The following is a 15,907-nucleotide window of genomic DNA, read 5'->3' on the forward strand; positions in this document are numbered from 1 at the left end:
TGTCTGGTTAGTAAACAGATAGCCGACCATAACTCAACTGATGTTGGTTACGCTCTCTCGGCTTTGACGCTGCGTATCATGTTCGGTGTCAGGTTTTTCGAGCCGCTCGTCGCTACTGTCGGGAATAAATTCGACAAGAACCACAACACGCCCCACAATAATCCGATCGCTAGAAACATCATCCCCAGTCCCGCCCAATCGTGGACCGTGTCGGCCCAACCCGGGCGGTAGTAAGTTGCAACCGCGACCACCACGACTCGCCACGCATTGACGATCACGGCAATCGGAACGATGCATAACAACAGAATCGCTCGGTCGCGCAGAGGTCGTTCGACAAACATCGCCAAAGCCGATACCAAGGCTGTAAACGCGACGAGCATACGCAGCCCAGAACAAGCTTCGGCCACTCCGATCTCGGCTTCAGGCAACACGATGACGTTTCCCCTTGCGATCGCGGGAAGACCGAGGGTTTGCAATGCGAACACACTGATGGATGTCGCGACCGACTGAAGACCTGAACGTAAGGGCATTACGAAACCACCAGGCAACGGCAGCATCAATAGTAGGAACAGACAGGCAGGCATCATCACCCACAGGGCCCGCCACCCGCAAAGCAGCAAGATCAATCCAGCGACCAACGCAATGACGGAATACCCCTCCACGGGCAGTGCCCTGACAGCGATCCCCACCAACCGCAACAGAAACCCGATGCACAGCATGGCGATCCCCACTGCGACAACGGTTTTGGGCTGCTTTCGATTGAAGCCTTCAATCAGAACGCCTCGATGGATAAACATATAGGCAACGGATACAACTGGCACAAAAAAGCCATGTGAGTAATCCGCATTCCCCCACCAGACTTCTCCCAGCCGAACAATTACCGTGGCGTACGACAGCAACAGCGTGGCCAATAATGCGAATGCAAAAAGTGCCGACGAGGACATCGAAATTGGTGGCTCAAGCCTGCACTGTTGCATTGGTTTGCCTTACTGCCCCAAAATGCGAATGTTTTTCGCTGCCCGCCCCGCAGGGTAAACGCGACTAATGAAAACGATAGCTGTATCCGAGGTGGCGTCAGCTTAGGCTACCCCAAACATAGACGCAACCATTTTCGGGGGGGGTGCGCCGCCGTCTGAGCCCTTCGTTCGATCCGGATGCGTTAGCAACATTGCAATGGAAGGTAGCAAGCCTTAAAATCGACAAACTTATTTAAGCAAGTCACCCGTCCGCTGCCGCGTCAATCGCAGCGGCGAGCTAATTGACGAAATCAGCGAAGTGCTCGAGTTAGGCAGCCTAGACAGTTAATCGACATGCCGATTGCTGCCTTCGCTTTTTGATCGCCATTACCATTTACATTCACGAAAACTAACGTATCCTCTTCGGTCTTATCTGGCATCGACGTGTCCCCTGACACGACTTCTCTACCAATGCTATACGTCGCCCATTCGGAGGCAACCGATGAGACGATCGCGTTCAACATCTAAATCATCCTCGCGATTGATGGGAATTCAAAGACGTTGGCGGCAATCGAAATCGCTTTTACCGGGCCCCCTTGACGCCGGAGCGGATGCCCACGAATCATCGCAGTGGGTCGCGGGAATGCCTCTTCCGGTAAGTGACAGGCCCGTGGCCTTGAAAACCAAAAATAGAATTCAGGCTCGGCCGTATGCGGCAAGAAACTCAGGTCCAGGCTTCAGCCGGACGGGCGCCGCGCCCAACAATCCTGGACGCCGAAGCGCACCCCAGACCTCTGTTCGCAAGTGGTTTCTAATCGGATTCAGCAGCGTTGCGATCGTTTCACTCCTAGTGCTAATGAGTCAACCATTGCCAGTCCCTTCCGATGAGGAAACATGGACCCAATCATCGGGCGACGTGGCCAGTGCACAAATACCACAGAACGCTCCTCCAGAATCGCCAGCAAAGCTGGTTCCTGAAGTCTCCCCGTTAATCGTCGAAAATGAGATCCCAGCAAATTTCCTGTTCTGGCCGGTGATCGAGACTGCGATTGGAAAGACGTCGGGAGGTCTGGTGTTCGCCGCTTACAAGCATGACCCTGACACACCGGTACTTTTAGGCAACCTAAGCAGACTCGGCCCTACGGGTGGCCTGGATAAACAAATCGATGCACTGGACGTGTTCGCTTCCTGGCATTCAGTCTCGCTTTTCGACCCTCTGACTCGGCGTGCCCGGGGAGTCTGCACGAGCCGCCCAAAGATCATCCCAGGTGCCCGCCCGTTTCCCGCCACCTCACCTCATGGAGATGTTTTTGCGATTGGCAATCTGCCGACGAAACGTCTCAATGCATTGCCACTGGCGACGGAAAACCCGTCCGTGGATGACCAAGCTTGGGTCATTTTACCAGTCCAGGACCAGGGCTTCCGCGTGGTGTCGTGCCGTATCGCTGACTTCGACCATAACTGGATGAGCTTCGTTTTAGATGACACGGCCACACATAACCTGACCGGCAAGCTCCAATGGGCTGAACTCGCCGACGACAAAAGTCAACTTGATATCGGGGGTGCCCCGCTCGTGAATGCGGCAGCCGAAGTGATCGGCGTGGTCTCTGCACTGCGACACAATGACGATCGATGGACGGGCCAAGCGTCGTTGACGGCCTACTTCCAGGACTATCTCTAAGCCCGTAATCACCACCCCAATGCATTCCCCCCAGCCACCCACCCGTTCGCTGCCAGCGTTGGCCGCAGAGCAAACAAAACTCCTTCTCGATGCAAGGTTCCCCTGACCACTGCAGTCAAGCCTGACTTTTGAAGCGTCTAGACTCACAGCTAGCACGCATCAAAAAAAATCGCTGACAACCGTCTGAGCAGCAACACTAAAAGCTAGCAACGGGGAACTGCAGCCCCTAACAGCGGCAGCCGCGTGAGCCACTCTTTCCGGGTATTGATTGATCGTCGCAGGAACCTATCCTGAAGCCGCTTTAACGGCGGATCCTAGCCGGGCAGCTAGAAGCCTACTTCCTATTCACCGCACTGCTCGCGCTCAAATTCACGAAAATGATATCGCTTGTCGTTCCACGGCGAGCAATCACTTTCGCCACAGATTGAAAACGGCCCCACACGTTTGTCACTGAAGACAACCTGCCTCTTACCGTTACGACTCTCGTTGAAGGATAGCGATCTAATGAGTACGACTACAGCCGAACAGTGGGGATACGCTGATCCATCATCAGTGGCCGCCTACCAGGCACCGGCTGTCGATGAGTCGGCCCGTGTTTCCGATGGATATCAACGAATCAGCACTGAAACCGCCCTGCGGATGGGGCGATTGCAAGCATGGTACGACGTTCGGTCGTCACTACCCCTTGTCGTTGCAGACATGGCGATGGCAGCATCCGCCGCAGCACTGGCCGCCGCCGCGGGCCATTGGGCGGGGGAGTCTGTGCCTGCATGGTTCGTGCTTGGTGTGGTAGCGATGACGTTGCTGCTTCAACATTCGCAGTCGCTGTATCCCGCCTGTGGCACGACATACTCCATCGAATTTCGACGAGTTCTGAAGTCTTGTTTCTTGGTATGCGCCGGAACAGCGATCGGATTGCTCTTCGCCGCCCACAGCTCCGCATTGCCCTGGACTTGTTGGATAGTACTTTGCATCACTTTGACGCTATTGCTCAGCATTATTCGTCCCATCGTGCGGCGGCTACTCGCCACGAGCACCTGGTGGACACAGCCTGTGCTGGTGATTGGCAGCGGCGAGCGCGCCGCTCGCTTGTTTGACCGCCTTCAGCAAACCCGCAATGAAGGCTTGCGGCCCGTTGGCATTGTGTTCGACCAGCTCACTCACTGGACCAGTTCGCTGAAATCAGGGAACAGTATTCGGTCAACTTCGCACGCTCAAAACCAATGGCAAAATAGTGCGATGGCTAGAGCAATCGTCGATCGCGCGGGCAGCGACCAGAAGCTTCACATTGGGCCCATCTCGGCGCTTGAGGAAATTCTTGGTGACGCGAAAGCGTGCCGGGTTGTGGTTGCCGATGCCAACCGCCAAGACATGCGGTCATTCCAGAGCTTCCATGGCATTCCTCACGTCACCGTGCCTGTTCAATGGGACCATTATCCGACCGAGTCAGTACGAATTGTCGAGGCTGACGGCCAAATTGAAATGCATTGTCGCACGAATCTCACGTGCCCGCACGCACTGCTCGCCAAGCGGTGGATGGACCTGCTGTTGGTCGTGTCGACGTCCCCGATCTGGGTTCCGGTTATTCTACTGATTGGGCTGATGATCAGAGTCTTTGATCCAGGCCCTGTTTTTTATCGACAAATGAGAGTGGGGCGTTATCGCCAACCGTTTCTAGCTATCAAATTTCGCAGCATGGTGTGCGACGCTGATCAGAAACTCGCTGCATACCTCGACGCTCACCCCGAGTTAAGAGCGGAGTGGGCAGGTACCCACAAACTTAAAAATGATCCCCGCATCACACGTCTGGGTGCATTTTTACGCAAGACGAGTCTGGATGAACTTCCGCAGCTTTTGAATGTCCTGGTCGGCGAGATGAGCCTAGTAGGCCCGCGACCGATCATTGACTGCGGCGATTACGATCGCGAGTATATCGAGCAACACCCCAAGGTGTTCAGGATGTACCAAATGGTACGGCCTGGTATCACCGGTTTGTGGCAAGTAAGCGGTCGCAATGGCACCTCCTATCAGCAACGCATCCACTTCGATCGCATCTATTTACATAACTGGACGCTCGGCATGGACATTTTCATTCTCTGGCGAACCATCAAAACGGCTATCTTCCGTGAAGGGGCTTGCTAGGAGTTCCAGCTCATGATTTGGGATTCGCATTCTCGTTGGCAGTTTCAACCTGAGGGTCTTCCATGAGACAGACTGAGTCTCGGCTCCCTAACAAAACTGCTCCTCCTGAAGTGCCTTAAGCACGGGGCGCTTGATCGCACTGGCTACCTGCGGAATCCTTCCAGAGAAATAGAATGGCTCATCCGAAAAGACTTCTCATCACCGGCGGCGCCGGATTCATTGGTAGCAACCTTGTCCGCTTAGCGTTGTTGCAGGGCCACGAAGTCCTCAATATCGATTCTCTGACCTACGCAGGCAACGTCGGCTCACTCCGTGATGTCCAGAGCAACTCGCGATATCAGTTTGCGCGGATTGATATCACTGATGCGGAGTCGATTAATCAAACTTTACGAGACTACGCCCCCGATGCAGTCATGCATCTGGCAGCGGAGAGTCATGTCGATCGCAGTATCGACGGGCCAGGACAGTTCATCCAAACGAATGTCATTGGGACATTCAATTTGCTACAGGCCAGCCTGCAGCACTACCGCAACTTGCCACCGGAGAATGCAGATCATTTTCGATTCCTGCACGTCTCGACCGATGAAGTCTACGGCAGTCTAGGGGAAAGCGGTTTGTTTACCGAAGCCTCCCCCTACGATCCTCATTCCCCTTATTCGGCCAGCAAAGCGTCTTCAGATCATCTCGCTCGAGCGTGGGCGGACACCTACGGCTTGCCCGTCCTGGTGACTAACTGCAGTAACAATTATGGCCCCTACCAGTTTCCGGAAAAGTTGATTCCGGTGGTGATCCTGAAGTGCCTGCGTGGAGAGCCGATCCCGGTCTACGGCCTCGGTGAAAACATTCGCGATTGGCTGTACGTCGAGGACCACTGCCAGGCACTCCTTGCCGTTGTTGAAAAAGGGCGACCAGGGCAGACTTACAATATTGGCGGCAATAACGAGCTTCGGAATATCGATTTGGTGCGTTCATTATGCGAGATCATGGACGAACTCAAGCCAATGACGATGTGTGCCTCGCAAGTGGAGAGTGGCTCGGCGAGCGAGGCAAATTCAGGTTACTCGCAGCTCATCACGTTCGTCACCGATCGCCCCGGCCACGATGCCCGCTATGCGATCGACGCCAGAAAAATCAGCGAAGAGCTGAACTGGCAACCTCAACAGAACAAGCAATCTGGTTTCCGCAAAACGGTGCAGTGGTATCTCGATAACCAAGCGTGGTGGCAAGATATTTTATCAGGCGATTACCAACTTGATCGACTCGGCCGAGGGGCACGCAGCGCCTAGCTCGTTTTCATCGATAGCTACCCAGGCGTCGACGAAAATGGCTGAGTCAGCTTTCGTTTTCAATTTGGCGACGCCCATTACACCGTTGAGCCGAGCGACGATTTCTGCGCAACGCACGAGTCGGAACATCTCGCTGCTCGGCGATTCTTTCCCCCGCATTTGGTAATAAAAAAATGCCCCTCTCAACTAGCAATCCGTCGCTCGCGACTCAGTCGGCCGCACCGAAGGGAATCATCTTGGCAGGGGGGTCGGGCAGTCGGCTCCATCCGATCACCCGTGCGGTGAGCAAGCAACTCCTGCCGATCTATGACAAGCCGATGATTTATTATCCGCTGTCCACACTGATGCTCGCCGGGATTCGTGAAATCCTGTTAATTTCTACACCACACGATTTACCAGCATTCGAGCGTTTGCTGGGTGACGGCAGCCAATGGGGAATCAAACTCACTTATGCTGAGCAGCCCCGGCCCGAAGGCCTCGCCCAGGCATTCATCATCGGGGCTGATTTTGTTGATGGTGAGCGAGTCGCTCTGGTACTCGGTGACAACATTTTCTACGGCCAGGGGTTCCGAAAAATTCTAGCCAATGCCTCGACAAGAAACTCGGGCGCGACGGTATTCGGATACCGTGTGTCCGATCCCGAAAGATATGGTGTTGTGGATTTCGATGGGCAAGGGAAGGCTGTTTCGATTGAGGAGAAACCAGCTCAACCGAAGTCGAACTACGCCGTTCCTGGGCTGTACTTCTACGACAATGATGTGATCCAGATTGCTGCGAATCTCAAACCATCGCCACGCGGTGAATTGGAGATCACCGATATCAATCGCCACTACATGGAACGTGGTGAACTGATCGTCGAGCTATTCTCCCGCGGCTTCGCTTGGCTGGACACGGGTACCAAGGACTCGCTGCTCGATGCATGCAACTTCGTCGCGGCAGTAGAAAAACGCCAAGGCCTTAAAATTGCTTGCCTCGAAGAAATTGCTTTTGAGCAAGGGTTCATCACTGGCAGTCAGCTGCGCACTCTCGCCGCCAGTTATAAAAATGACTACGGCGACTACTTGATGCGATTGGCGGGCGCCGCTCCTTAGGACGCGAGGCCGCTTCGAACCCGTCAGTGGCCTTTACTCAAACCAAATCTTGTTTGCGTTTGGTGCGACGGCTGCCGGCACAGTCGCGGCAGATGCCGTGGACGATTAGACGGTGGCCGGTGACGCGGAAGCCGTGCTCGGCGGCGACATTATCCCGGATGTCCATGAGCGATTCGCTACGGAACTCAATAAGTTTGCGGCAACGAGTGCAGTACAAATGGTCGTGCTCGGGGTAGCCGTAGTCCAGTTCGTAGACCGTGCGGCCGTCGAGCTGGAAACTATTGAGCAGGCCAGCATCGACAAATTCACGCAGGGATCGATACACCGTGGCCGGACTGACGTAATCCGAATTGCCTTTTCGGGGCAGCTTTTCGATCAGCTCATCGGCATCGAAATGGGCGTGCTGAGCAAAAATTGTCTCGACGAGAAACTTCCGTGGTTTCGTTTGACGCTGCCCTCGGCTCTGCAGGTATTCCTCAAACCGCTGCTGTGGGGTGAGGGCAACTTCGAGGCGTTCGAGAGATTCGGCGCTAGACATAGGGAAACGTTACAGCAGATGCAGAAAAGATTGGTCACAGCGTAGGATAGCAAAAAAAAGGCCCGATGCCTCCGGGAAAGAAGCATCGAGCCTAATTTGCATTCGTTTTTCGTGAATTTCCTCAGCAGACGTTTATTTGTCTGTGAAGTCGAGGAACCACCAACCGTCGTCCCATTCCAAGCTTACCTTACGCCATCCCAAGGGGACTTGCGGGTAGGGGTAGAATGGGCCAATGAATGGGAAAGCAGACGGGCTGTATTGTTGCGGATACGAAACTGCTGCGTAATTGCCGTTGGCGGCGTAACCCGGCCATGCGTAGTTGGGGAGGTTGGGCGAATCGTAGCGAGGAGCACCCGCCGGAGCGGCAGGAGCCATTGGCACCGGTTGCCCCATCATCGGAGCTCCGCTGGCATACTGTCCGCCCGCCGCACCTGGGTAGGTGTCCCCCGTAGGCCCGTGGTTGACGATGCTTCCAGGAACGACCCGTTCGCCGTTGATCACCTGGGGACTACCGTAGCTGCCATAGGATGCTTGCTGAGCAGGCACGCCACGCTGCTGCATTTGAGCATGCATGGCTTGCATTTGCATTTGCTGTTGCCGCTGCATTTGAGCATGCATGGGCTGCGGTTGCATCGCATTGGCTGGCGGAAGTGGTTGCAATCCGCCGCTCGAAGCTGTCATCTGCGGCGAGTTGGTACGGTGCGTGGCTGTCATGGCCGGTGTCGTCCCACCAGCTGCATTACCAGAGGCTGTCACTTCGATGCGGTTCAGCACCCCACGCGCTCCCGGAGCATGCTCAGCGACCTTTTCAAGAAACTCGCGTTGCTCTTGCGAGGCAGCATGTCCTTCCAGGTCGATCATGCCATTGGAGACATTGACATCGACACCGAAATTCTTGACGTAGCCTTCCGCCTGAGCTCGTCCGATCGCTCGCACGACGGCTTGGGTGATCTGTTCATCATTCGCTCCGCTGCCTTCGCCGACCTGCTCGGCCATCACTTCCGATGCGGGCACTGGAGAATTGAGTTCAGCCCCCTCGTAAGCCGCAGTTGGACGCACGATTCCAGGCATAACCTCTTGCTTTGCGAGGCCGACTTTCTGCCCTGGTTCCGCCAACGCTTGAGCGAAGCTGAAGTCACTTTGGTCCTGCTTGGCTGAGGCAACCTCAGGGGCAGGGGCGGCGGTTTTGATCGCAGCGTTTGTTTTGTAAATTTTCGCGGGTTTTGAGCTGGCGACTTCCAACGCCGTCACTTCGAGCTCATCGACGACGTCGCGGATCCCGGCGATGCCTTCGGAAGCATCCAGAACGAGTTGGCGCTGTTCGTCACCGATAACCTTGCCGCGGAACAGGACGACGCCTTCGTCAACCTTCATGTCCAGCGAAAAGTCCTTCAGGTCACCGGTGTCACGACTCAGTTTGAGTCGTTCCATAATCGACTGCGCGATCTCTTTGTCGCCACCATACACCTGAGCAGGGCCCAGGGTGGCAACGGCAGCCATCGCCAGTCCAAAATATTTGCGTCGCATTGAAATGCCTCCCTACGGCCCTAATTGTTATTTTCCGCACCGGCTTGGCCCCATCAGGTTTGTCGATCGACGTCAAATCCTAATGCAGCGATTTCTAAAACCGCCGTCCGGTCCAACCGGTGCTACAGACTGTTTCGGTTGTAACGGGCCATGACCGGCAGGTTTTTTCGGATTTTGTCGGTAAATCGAACTTGACGTATCTGGAGTTGCTGTTTTAGGCAAACTTTGCGACTTCAACTGCTGTGATCCACAGAAAAGCACGAACCGCACCCTAAGAGTCGGCATGCGGGCGCTACCTGCCGTGATTCCCATACCTTGCCCCAGCGGCCGCCACTCCCACGCCTCGCCACTCCCACGCCCCGCCACTCCAAGGCCTCGCCAGTTCGGCCGCCTCGTCCCGGGCCTCAGTCTGCTGCGGTGACGTGGTGACCCGATCGAATTACAAGACGTTGCTTTCCGCCAGATAGGGCTGGCCGGGGTGAGCGAAGCAATGAGCTTGGCAAATCAATCGTCCTCGCCGTCCTCCTGCCCACTCGATCGCATCTCTTCGAGTGTGATCCGCAATTGTTTGCGAGCCCGGTTGAGGCGACTGCGGACGGTGCCAATGGAAAGGTCGAGGATCTCCGCGATCTCTTCGTACGACGCCTCATTCATTTCCCGCAGGACCAAAATCCCGCGGTGCTGCTCGCTGAGTCCATCAAGAGCGGCTTGGACCAGATTAACTTGATCCTGGCGGATCATGTTGGCATCCACTGCGTCGCCGCGATCGATCACGTCGCTTCCGAGTTCTTCGCGTTGGGCGTCGAGTGAAATCTTGACACGCTTGCGGCGTTTTCGCGAGAGCGCGATATTGAACGCGACCCGGTACAACCACGTAAAAAACTGACTGTTCTGTTGAAAAGTATCGAGTTTCAAGAACGCTCGGACGAAGGCTTCCTGTGTTACTTCTTCGGCGTCGTGGACTGAACCGGTCACCTGCGTCATCGCGCGAAAGAGCCGGTCCTGGTGTTCGAGAACGAGCAATTCGAATGCCTGCTCTTCGCCCGCCAAGGCTCGGCGAATCAGTTCGATCTCCTCACTCTCGGTCAATTCGCTGCTCAACACCTGGCGGATTTTCGTGTTTTGGTAGGACGCGGCCCCATCTTAACGGGTCCCGCAACCACAATGGAATCAGAAGCGTCACCAAACCATACGTCATCAGTACGTGCGGGGTTGCCTGTTCGGCCGGCCACCACCCGGAATCTGAGAGCGGGCGCCAACACGCAACCTGCACAGTCAGTACGACCGGCAGACAAATGGCAAAACGGCTCAATGCGTCACGATGCCCCACTGGCTCGGGTCCCCGCAGCTGTGCCCGCCCGCATAACCACGCCAGCACGGATGCGACAATCAGCACACCACTGGTTGCCTGCCAACCAACCATCAAACTGACTATTGCGATCAATAGCGTCAAATCGATCAGCCGCCCGGTTTGCTCACCCAACGGATCGAGTTTCAAATCAGCCCGCGGACAACACGATTTGGCGAGCACCCGTGCAAAGAAACCGGCCGCGGCCAGCGCCGTCAGGACGCGTAAAATTGCCTCGACCTGCATTGTGGCGTCGAGCACGCGCTCACCCGAAACTAGCCAATCTGCCGGTGGCCAGCCCGATGGCACCGTCAGCTGCCACGGAACAATCGCTAAAGAGGGAGAGATGACGAGCCCGCCCACCAACCACAGGGCGGCGAAGATTACCAGCGGCCTGGGGATGCGATTGCCATCGTAGCGAATCAGCCCCATTGCCCATGCAATTGACAGACCGACCAAATGAAATATCGCAGTCACGATCTGGGCGCCGCTAATCAGAGGCGAATCCATCGACCAGCGAAACGATGACGATCGAAACGGCAGATTGAAGCCATACAGTTCGACCGTGCCAATGAGGGCAAATGTGACCGCAACGCTCGCTTCGACAAGGGGGTAACGCGCTGAAATCGGCAACCGGCAGTCGCGGCATCGCCCCCCCAACCAGAGCCATCCCCAGACCGGGACATTGTCTCGAGCACGCAGCATATTGCGACAGCGTGGGCAAAAGGAATGACCGCCCACGCCCAGTCCTTGCGGCAGCCGCCACACGACCACGTTTAAAAAACTGCCTACGCTCGCCCCGCAGATAGCGAAAAACGTGAAGATGACCACCTCGTTGATCCGTGGCAAAATCGCGTCGTGAAAACTCCCGTGCCAATGCCCCGCCGAGGGCAGGTACCCTGCCGAGACCGCCCACGCCGCCACCACCACATATGCAACCCCTACGGTGCTATACGCGGCTAAGAGCAGGAAGGCGAGATATCGGTACGGATAGCGGCGGAAAAACAAACGGTGGGTGTTCCGGAAAACAAACAAGACGGGCATTGCGGCGAATCAATCGCAGATCTGTACGTGGGCATAATCGTGACGCTCAAGGAGAGCTTTGTCGAGGGACGCTCGTGACCAGACGTGTCCACCCCGAGTGCGATAGTACTGTTGTCCCGGCGAGTCACTTGCCGCCGACTAACTACCCGATCGTTTACGCTCTCGAAGGAATATTCTCATGGCTAAGTTCTACGTTCAATCCGGCACATTTCGTCGCGTCGTCGCTGCTGAATCGGGCATCAAAGCCGCCTTGTGGGCCGTCCATGAAGTGATGCAGCAAATCCTGCCGAACGAAGAGGAACGCGGCGCCCCGTCAACCGAATCGGTCACGATGCTGTCGGCTCGGGTACGCGTCGACGAACGCGGATTCGACCGCCATGATGCTCAGGAGTTGTCCACGATGGAAGTCATGGGGCAGTGGACCGAAATGGTCATGACGCTCGATCGATTGCAGCAGATGCTCGACGGAAATCCGCCGGCCACCCCCGCCGCCCGGGGCCGATTCAGTAATACCAATTTCTCCGATGGCCCCATTTCAGACGACTTGGCCGCCTGAGTGACCTATCCCCCGCAACCGATAAACGCAGAGAGTATGAGTCGCCTCGTCCAATTTATTGAAGTGTCATCAGCCACGCGCCACAGACAGCCGCTAGGATGCACGCGAGAACAGCTGAAACTCGTTTCCAATACGTGGCGGGATCACGAATCAGCAAAGGCTGGCCTTCTTTGATGAACTCTTTGCGGGGATGATAGAGGTCGTATACGAATTCGGCTGGCTCTTCGTAGCGAAGATTAGCATTTAGGTGTAGCGCTTTAGCCAGTGTACCATCGATCCACCCTGGCAGATCACTATGGGGCGTGATCGCTGTGGCATACCTCAGCTTGCTTTGCGCAGCGCGGGTCCGCGTACGTGCGAGATGGGGACCGTATGGCAATCGTCCCGTCAGCATTTGATAGGTGATCACCGCGAGCGAAAACACTTCCGACCGCGGCGTCCCGGCTTCGCCCCGCAGAACCTCGGGTGCCATGTACTGAACCGTGCCGAGCAGATTACTGGGCGCCAATTGCGACGTCGATTCGGCCAATCCAGCCACCCATGTCGATCCAAAATCGATGATTTTCACCGTACCCTCGCGGTCAATCAGAATGTTCTCAGGCCGTATATCCTGATGAAGCATTTCTTGACGGTGAAACGCTTGCAGCCCTTTGCCGATCTGCTGCACGATGCCGCGTACAACATCCAAAGGCGGCAGCGGATTGTCCCTCATCCACTGTGTCAGTGTTTGTCCGTCAATATATTCGGTGATCGTATAAAGATACTTTCGTTTCCGCGACGGCAGATATGCCTTCAGCACATTAACGTTATTCAGCCGCCGCGCCACCCACTCCTCACTGAAGAACCGATTGAGATGGCCTGGGTCTTGCTGCTGTTCCGTGGAGAGCGTTTTCATGACAACAAGATCACCGGTTTCCAAATCGGAAACCAAATACACATGGCTCCGACTGCTGGCATGAAGCTCACGAACAATTCGGAATCCGTCAAACTCGTCTCGCGGCGATAGTTGCGGAGGGAATGGCAGATCGATCAGGTCCGCGTGTACCTCGATGGAATTTGTTGCAGGGACCGATACGACGCGAACGATCTGAGCGGTTAGATTATCGTCACTCTTCTGCAGGACAGCCGTGTCGACAAGCATCTTGGCCGCAGCATCAAGATCGTTACAGCTTTCATCGATAATTCTGCAGATAGAATCGTCGTCAACGAAATCATAGACACCGTCACTGAGCAGAATGAACACGTCTCCGGGCTCCAGCACAAGCGATCGATAGTCAATTTCCAACTCGGTATGAAACCCGATGGCCCTCGTCAGGTAGCTCGTTCGTGAGGTCACACGCAGCTGATGGTCTTCGGTTAACAGGTCAAGTTGGCTGCCTCGCAAGCGATAAACACGGGTGTCACCGATATGAAACAAATGCGCCGTCGCAGACTTGAAAACTAAGCCGCTGAACGTGCAAACATACCCCTTGTCCTGATCTTCCAAATACCGGCTCTGACGAGACATCGAGTGCAACCAATAATTGGTTGCCGCCAGCACTTTGAATACGGAGTGCTTTACTGTCCAAGCTTCCGAGGTGCAGAAGTAATCATTCAGGAATGCCTTGACCACCGTCTCGGCGGCGACCTGGCTGACATCGCTGGAGCTGATTCCGTCGGCCAGCCCAACCGGGATTCCCTTCGTTGTGCGAAGCGGTTCGCTGGGAAGACAAAAGCCGTGAAAATCCTGATTGGACGGCTTGATGCCCGGGCTGGAATGCTGGCCGATGATGAGGTCGAGCTGCGTTGGCATTACGCCGCTTTAGCGTCAACAACGACACGTTTCGGCGCGGTTCGAACATGCGTCGTGTACAGCGTCAGTCCGGTCAGAGCGATCCCGCCAACCATATTACCCAGCACCACCGGAATCTCGTTCCAAACCAAGTAGTCCGCGACCGAGAACTGACCTCCCATAATCAATGCCGACGGAAACAGAAACATATTCACGACAGAATGCTCAAAGGTCATATAAAAGAACAGCATGATCGGCATCCACATGGCAATCACCTTGCCACTGACGTGCGTGGAAATCATCGCCCCGACGACGCCCATGGATACCATCCAATTGCAGAGCATACCCCGAATGAAAAGAGTGAGCATCCCGCCGGCACCGTGTGACTTGTAACCGAGCGTTCTGGCCTCGCCGATGCCCGCGATAACTGTCCCCACCTCGTTCGGTTCATCAGTGTATCCGAAGGTGAAGATGATCGAGAACATGACTGCGACCATCAATGCGCCAGCGAAGTTCCCCACAAACACTAATCCCCAATTTCGCAGCACCCCGCCGAGCGTGACACCTGGGCGTTTGTCGAGCAATGCCAGCGGAGACAGTGTGAAGACGCCCGTGAGCAAGTCAAATCCCATCAGGTACAGCATCACGAAGCCAACTGGAAACAGGATGGCACCGAGTAGCGGTTGCCCAGTCTGCACATTGATGGTGATTGCAAATACAGCCGCCAAGGCGAGGGTGGCACCGGCCATGAAGGCGCGAATAACCGTGTCCCGCGTGGACATAAAAATTTTGGATTCACCAGCATCGACCATCTTGGTCGTGAATTCAGCAGGGGCGAGATAAGACATCGAATTCTCTTTCTTAAGACGTTCAGTGGGAGGAGGAGTGAAATGCCTCTGCCTTCGCAATCATTGAGTATTGGGGCAGATTTAAATGGATATGCAAATAATAGATTTTGTGGGTGCTACTGGCCGTTTCGGCGAAAGCAATCGCAGTGGCTTCTTCTAAAACCTGGACGATTGCCGCCGGCATGCGGAGATGAGACTGTCACTCTAGACACAGGCCGCACAGGCTGAGGACATGTCGCATACAGACTGTTTGGTCAGCGAGTGGAGATCGGTGGCCAATAGTGCATCAAGTTGCGATTCAGGTGGAAGTTTCAGGTAAACTTCACCGTCATCAACCCGCACCGGGAACACTTTTACCGATAGCGGCTCACCTGAGAGTCCTTGCCCGGTCTTCAATGAGAATGTTTTCTTGTGCAGCGGGCACGCGACCTTCGGTTCTTCACCACGACTGCCCACGATGCCGCGGGAGAGGACGAAGGCGTTCATGTGCGGGCACATATTCTGGCAGGCATACCATTCGCGGCGCGCAATCATCAGCTTCTCGGCATCCCGATGCGCAAAGAATGATGTCAATCCGACCCTGTCGTACGCGGCACGCGACTCTTCACAGAACGTCGTCACTTGGCAAGATCGATCTTTGTCGAACCCAATCAGCTTTTCAATGAAGCGATGTCCGACCATGCCGTTGCCGATCACAACGATCTTTCGTTTCTGTATTGTCACGCCGAAGTACCAATGTCTGGATATGCCTGTCGTGCGCGCAGCGATAGCACTACGCCTGAGGACCAGCTGTAAACGCATCCCCCGTGCCAATCAGATTATTTTGTCCTCAAACACCGTTAATCGCGGCATTTCGCGCATCGAACGGCTGTGAGGTCTTTCCCAGACGCCAAAACTTTCAGCAGCGGGAGCTAAATAGATGGGCAGCCTCCTGTGCTCCCCTCTTGCCTGCACGGCGCGGGACGAATCGAGCGGACTCTCCGTGGAGATAAGAACGCCGGTATGCGACTCAGCGAAGATTGCGTCCCAGGGCAGGTCGCCGGGTGGGGGTCGATGGAATCAACAGCCCATTGACCAGTTCCCATACGCGATCACCAAATTAAGGAGCGGCGGAATTGG

At 55.4% G+C, this 15,907-nt stretch carries 13 protein-coding genes; 5 read left to right on the plus strand and 8 right to left on the minus strand.

Translation table 11 applies throughout. The features are described from left to right. Nucleotides 1–47: 47 nt before the first annotated feature. Nucleotides 48–944 carry an exosortase/archaeosortase family protein gene (locus Poly21_RS01160; protein ID WP_302117122.1) on the minus strand — a complete coding sequence of 299 codons (897 nt, stop codon included), beginning with the start codon at nt 942–944 and terminating at the stop codon, nt 48–50. An 868-nt stretch (nt 945–1,812) separates the two neighbouring features. Between Poly21_RS01160 and Poly21_RS01165 the strand changes: the two genes are divergently transcribed. From Poly21_RS01165 to rfbA, 4 genes are all read left to right on the plus strand, one after another. Then, nucleotides 1,813–2,637, plus strand: coding sequence for a hypothetical protein (locus Poly21_RS01165; RefSeq protein ID WP_302117124.1), 825 nt, complete (start codon nt 1,813–1,815; stop codon nt 2,635–2,637). A gap of 504 nt (nt 2,638–3,141) precedes the next feature. Then, nucleotides 3,142–4,779 carry an exopolysaccharide biosynthesis polyprenyl glycosylphosphotransferase gene (locus tag Poly21_RS01170; protein WP_146405158.1) on the plus strand — a complete coding sequence of 546 codons (1,638 nt, stop codon included), beginning with the start codon at nt 3,142–3,144 and terminating at the stop codon, nt 4,777–4,779. A 173-nt stretch (nt 4,780–4,952) separates the two neighbouring features. Continuing rightward, nucleotides 4,953–6,065, plus strand: coding sequence for a dTDP-glucose 4,6-dehydratase (rfbB, locus tag Poly21_RS01175; RefSeq protein ID WP_146405160.1), 1,113 nt, complete (start codon nt 4,953–4,955; stop codon nt 6,063–6,065). Between the two features lie 173 nt (nt 6,066–6,238). After that, the gene (gene rfbA / locus Poly21_RS01180; RefSeq protein ID WP_146405162.1) at nt 6,239–7,156 is read left to right on the plus strand and encodes a glucose-1-phosphate thymidylyltransferase RfbA; all 918 of its coding nucleotides are present in this window, start codon (nt 6,239–6,241) and stop codon (nt 7,154–7,156) included. A 37-nt stretch (nt 7,157–7,193) separates the two neighbouring features. On the opposite strand, the gene Poly21_RS01185 is transcribed toward rfbA, so the two are convergent. The 4 genes from Poly21_RS01185 to Poly21_RS01200 all read right to left on the minus strand — a co-directional run bounded on the left by Poly21_RS01185 (nt 7,194) and on the right by Poly21_RS01200 (nt 11,613). Continuing rightward, nucleotides 7,194–7,694 carry a Fur family transcriptional regulator gene (locus Poly21_RS01185; protein WP_146405164.1) on the minus strand — a complete coding sequence of 167 codons (501 nt, stop codon included), beginning with the start codon at nt 7,692–7,694 and terminating at the stop codon, nt 7,194–7,196. Between the two features lie 132 nt (nt 7,695–7,826). Continuing rightward, nucleotides 7,827–9,221, minus strand: a complete 1,395-nt coding sequence (locus Poly21_RS01190; RefSeq protein ID WP_146405166.1) for a BON domain-containing protein — start codon at nt 9,219–9,221, stop codon at nt 7,827–7,829. 504 nt (nt 9,222–9,725) lie between these two features. Continuing rightward, nucleotides 9,726–10,325, minus strand: a complete 600-nt coding sequence (locus Poly21_RS01195) for an RNA polymerase sigma factor (protein WP_436967464.1) — start codon at nt 10,323–10,325, stop codon at nt 9,726–9,728. Then, on the minus strand, nt 10,297–11,613 hold the full coding sequence (locus Poly21_RS01200; protein WP_146405168.1) for an A24 family peptidase: 1,317 nt from the start codon (nt 11,611–11,613) through the stop codon (nt 10,297–10,299). The genes Poly21_RS01195 and Poly21_RS01200 overlap by 29 nt, the downstream gene beginning before the upstream one ends. A gap of 178 nt (nt 11,614–11,791) precedes the next feature. Between Poly21_RS01200 and Poly21_RS01205 the strand changes: the two genes are divergently transcribed. Continuing rightward, nucleotides 11,792–12,169, plus strand: a complete 378-nt coding sequence (locus tag Poly21_RS01205) for a hypothetical protein (protein ID WP_302117131.1) — start codon at nt 11,792–11,794, stop codon at nt 12,167–12,169. 55 nt (nt 12,170–12,224) lie between these two features. Here Poly21_RS01205 and Poly21_RS01210 read toward each other — a convergent pair whose 3' ends face one another. The 3 genes from Poly21_RS01210 to nirD all read right to left on the minus strand — a co-directional run bounded on the left by Poly21_RS01210 (nt 12,225) and on the right by nirD (nt 15,511). After that, a complete protein-coding gene (locus Poly21_RS01210) occupies nt 12,225–13,961 on the minus strand; it encodes a bifunctional protein-serine/threonine kinase/phosphatase (RefSeq protein WP_146405170.1) in 1,737 nt (578 codons plus the stop codon). Then, nucleotides 13,961–14,788, minus strand: a complete 828-nt coding sequence (locus Poly21_RS01215; protein WP_146405172.1) for a formate/nitrite transporter family protein — start codon at nt 14,786–14,788, stop codon at nt 13,961–13,963. Before Poly21_RS01215 ends, Poly21_RS01210 begins: the two co-directional genes overlap by 1 nt. Nucleotides 14,789–14,992: 204 nt before the next feature. After that, the gene (nirD, locus tag Poly21_RS01220; protein ID WP_302117135.1) at nt 14,993–15,511 is read right to left on the minus strand and encodes a nitrite reductase small subunit NirD; all 519 of its coding nucleotides are present in this window, start codon (nt 15,509–15,511) and stop codon (nt 14,993–14,995) included. Nucleotides 15,512–15,907 lie beyond the last annotated feature (396 nt).

It is taken from the genome of Allorhodopirellula heiligendammensis (assembly GCF_007860105.1).
Classification (GTDB): Bacteria; Planctomycetota; Planctomycetia; order Pirellulales; family Pirellulaceae; genus Rhodopirellula; species Rhodopirellula heiligendammensis.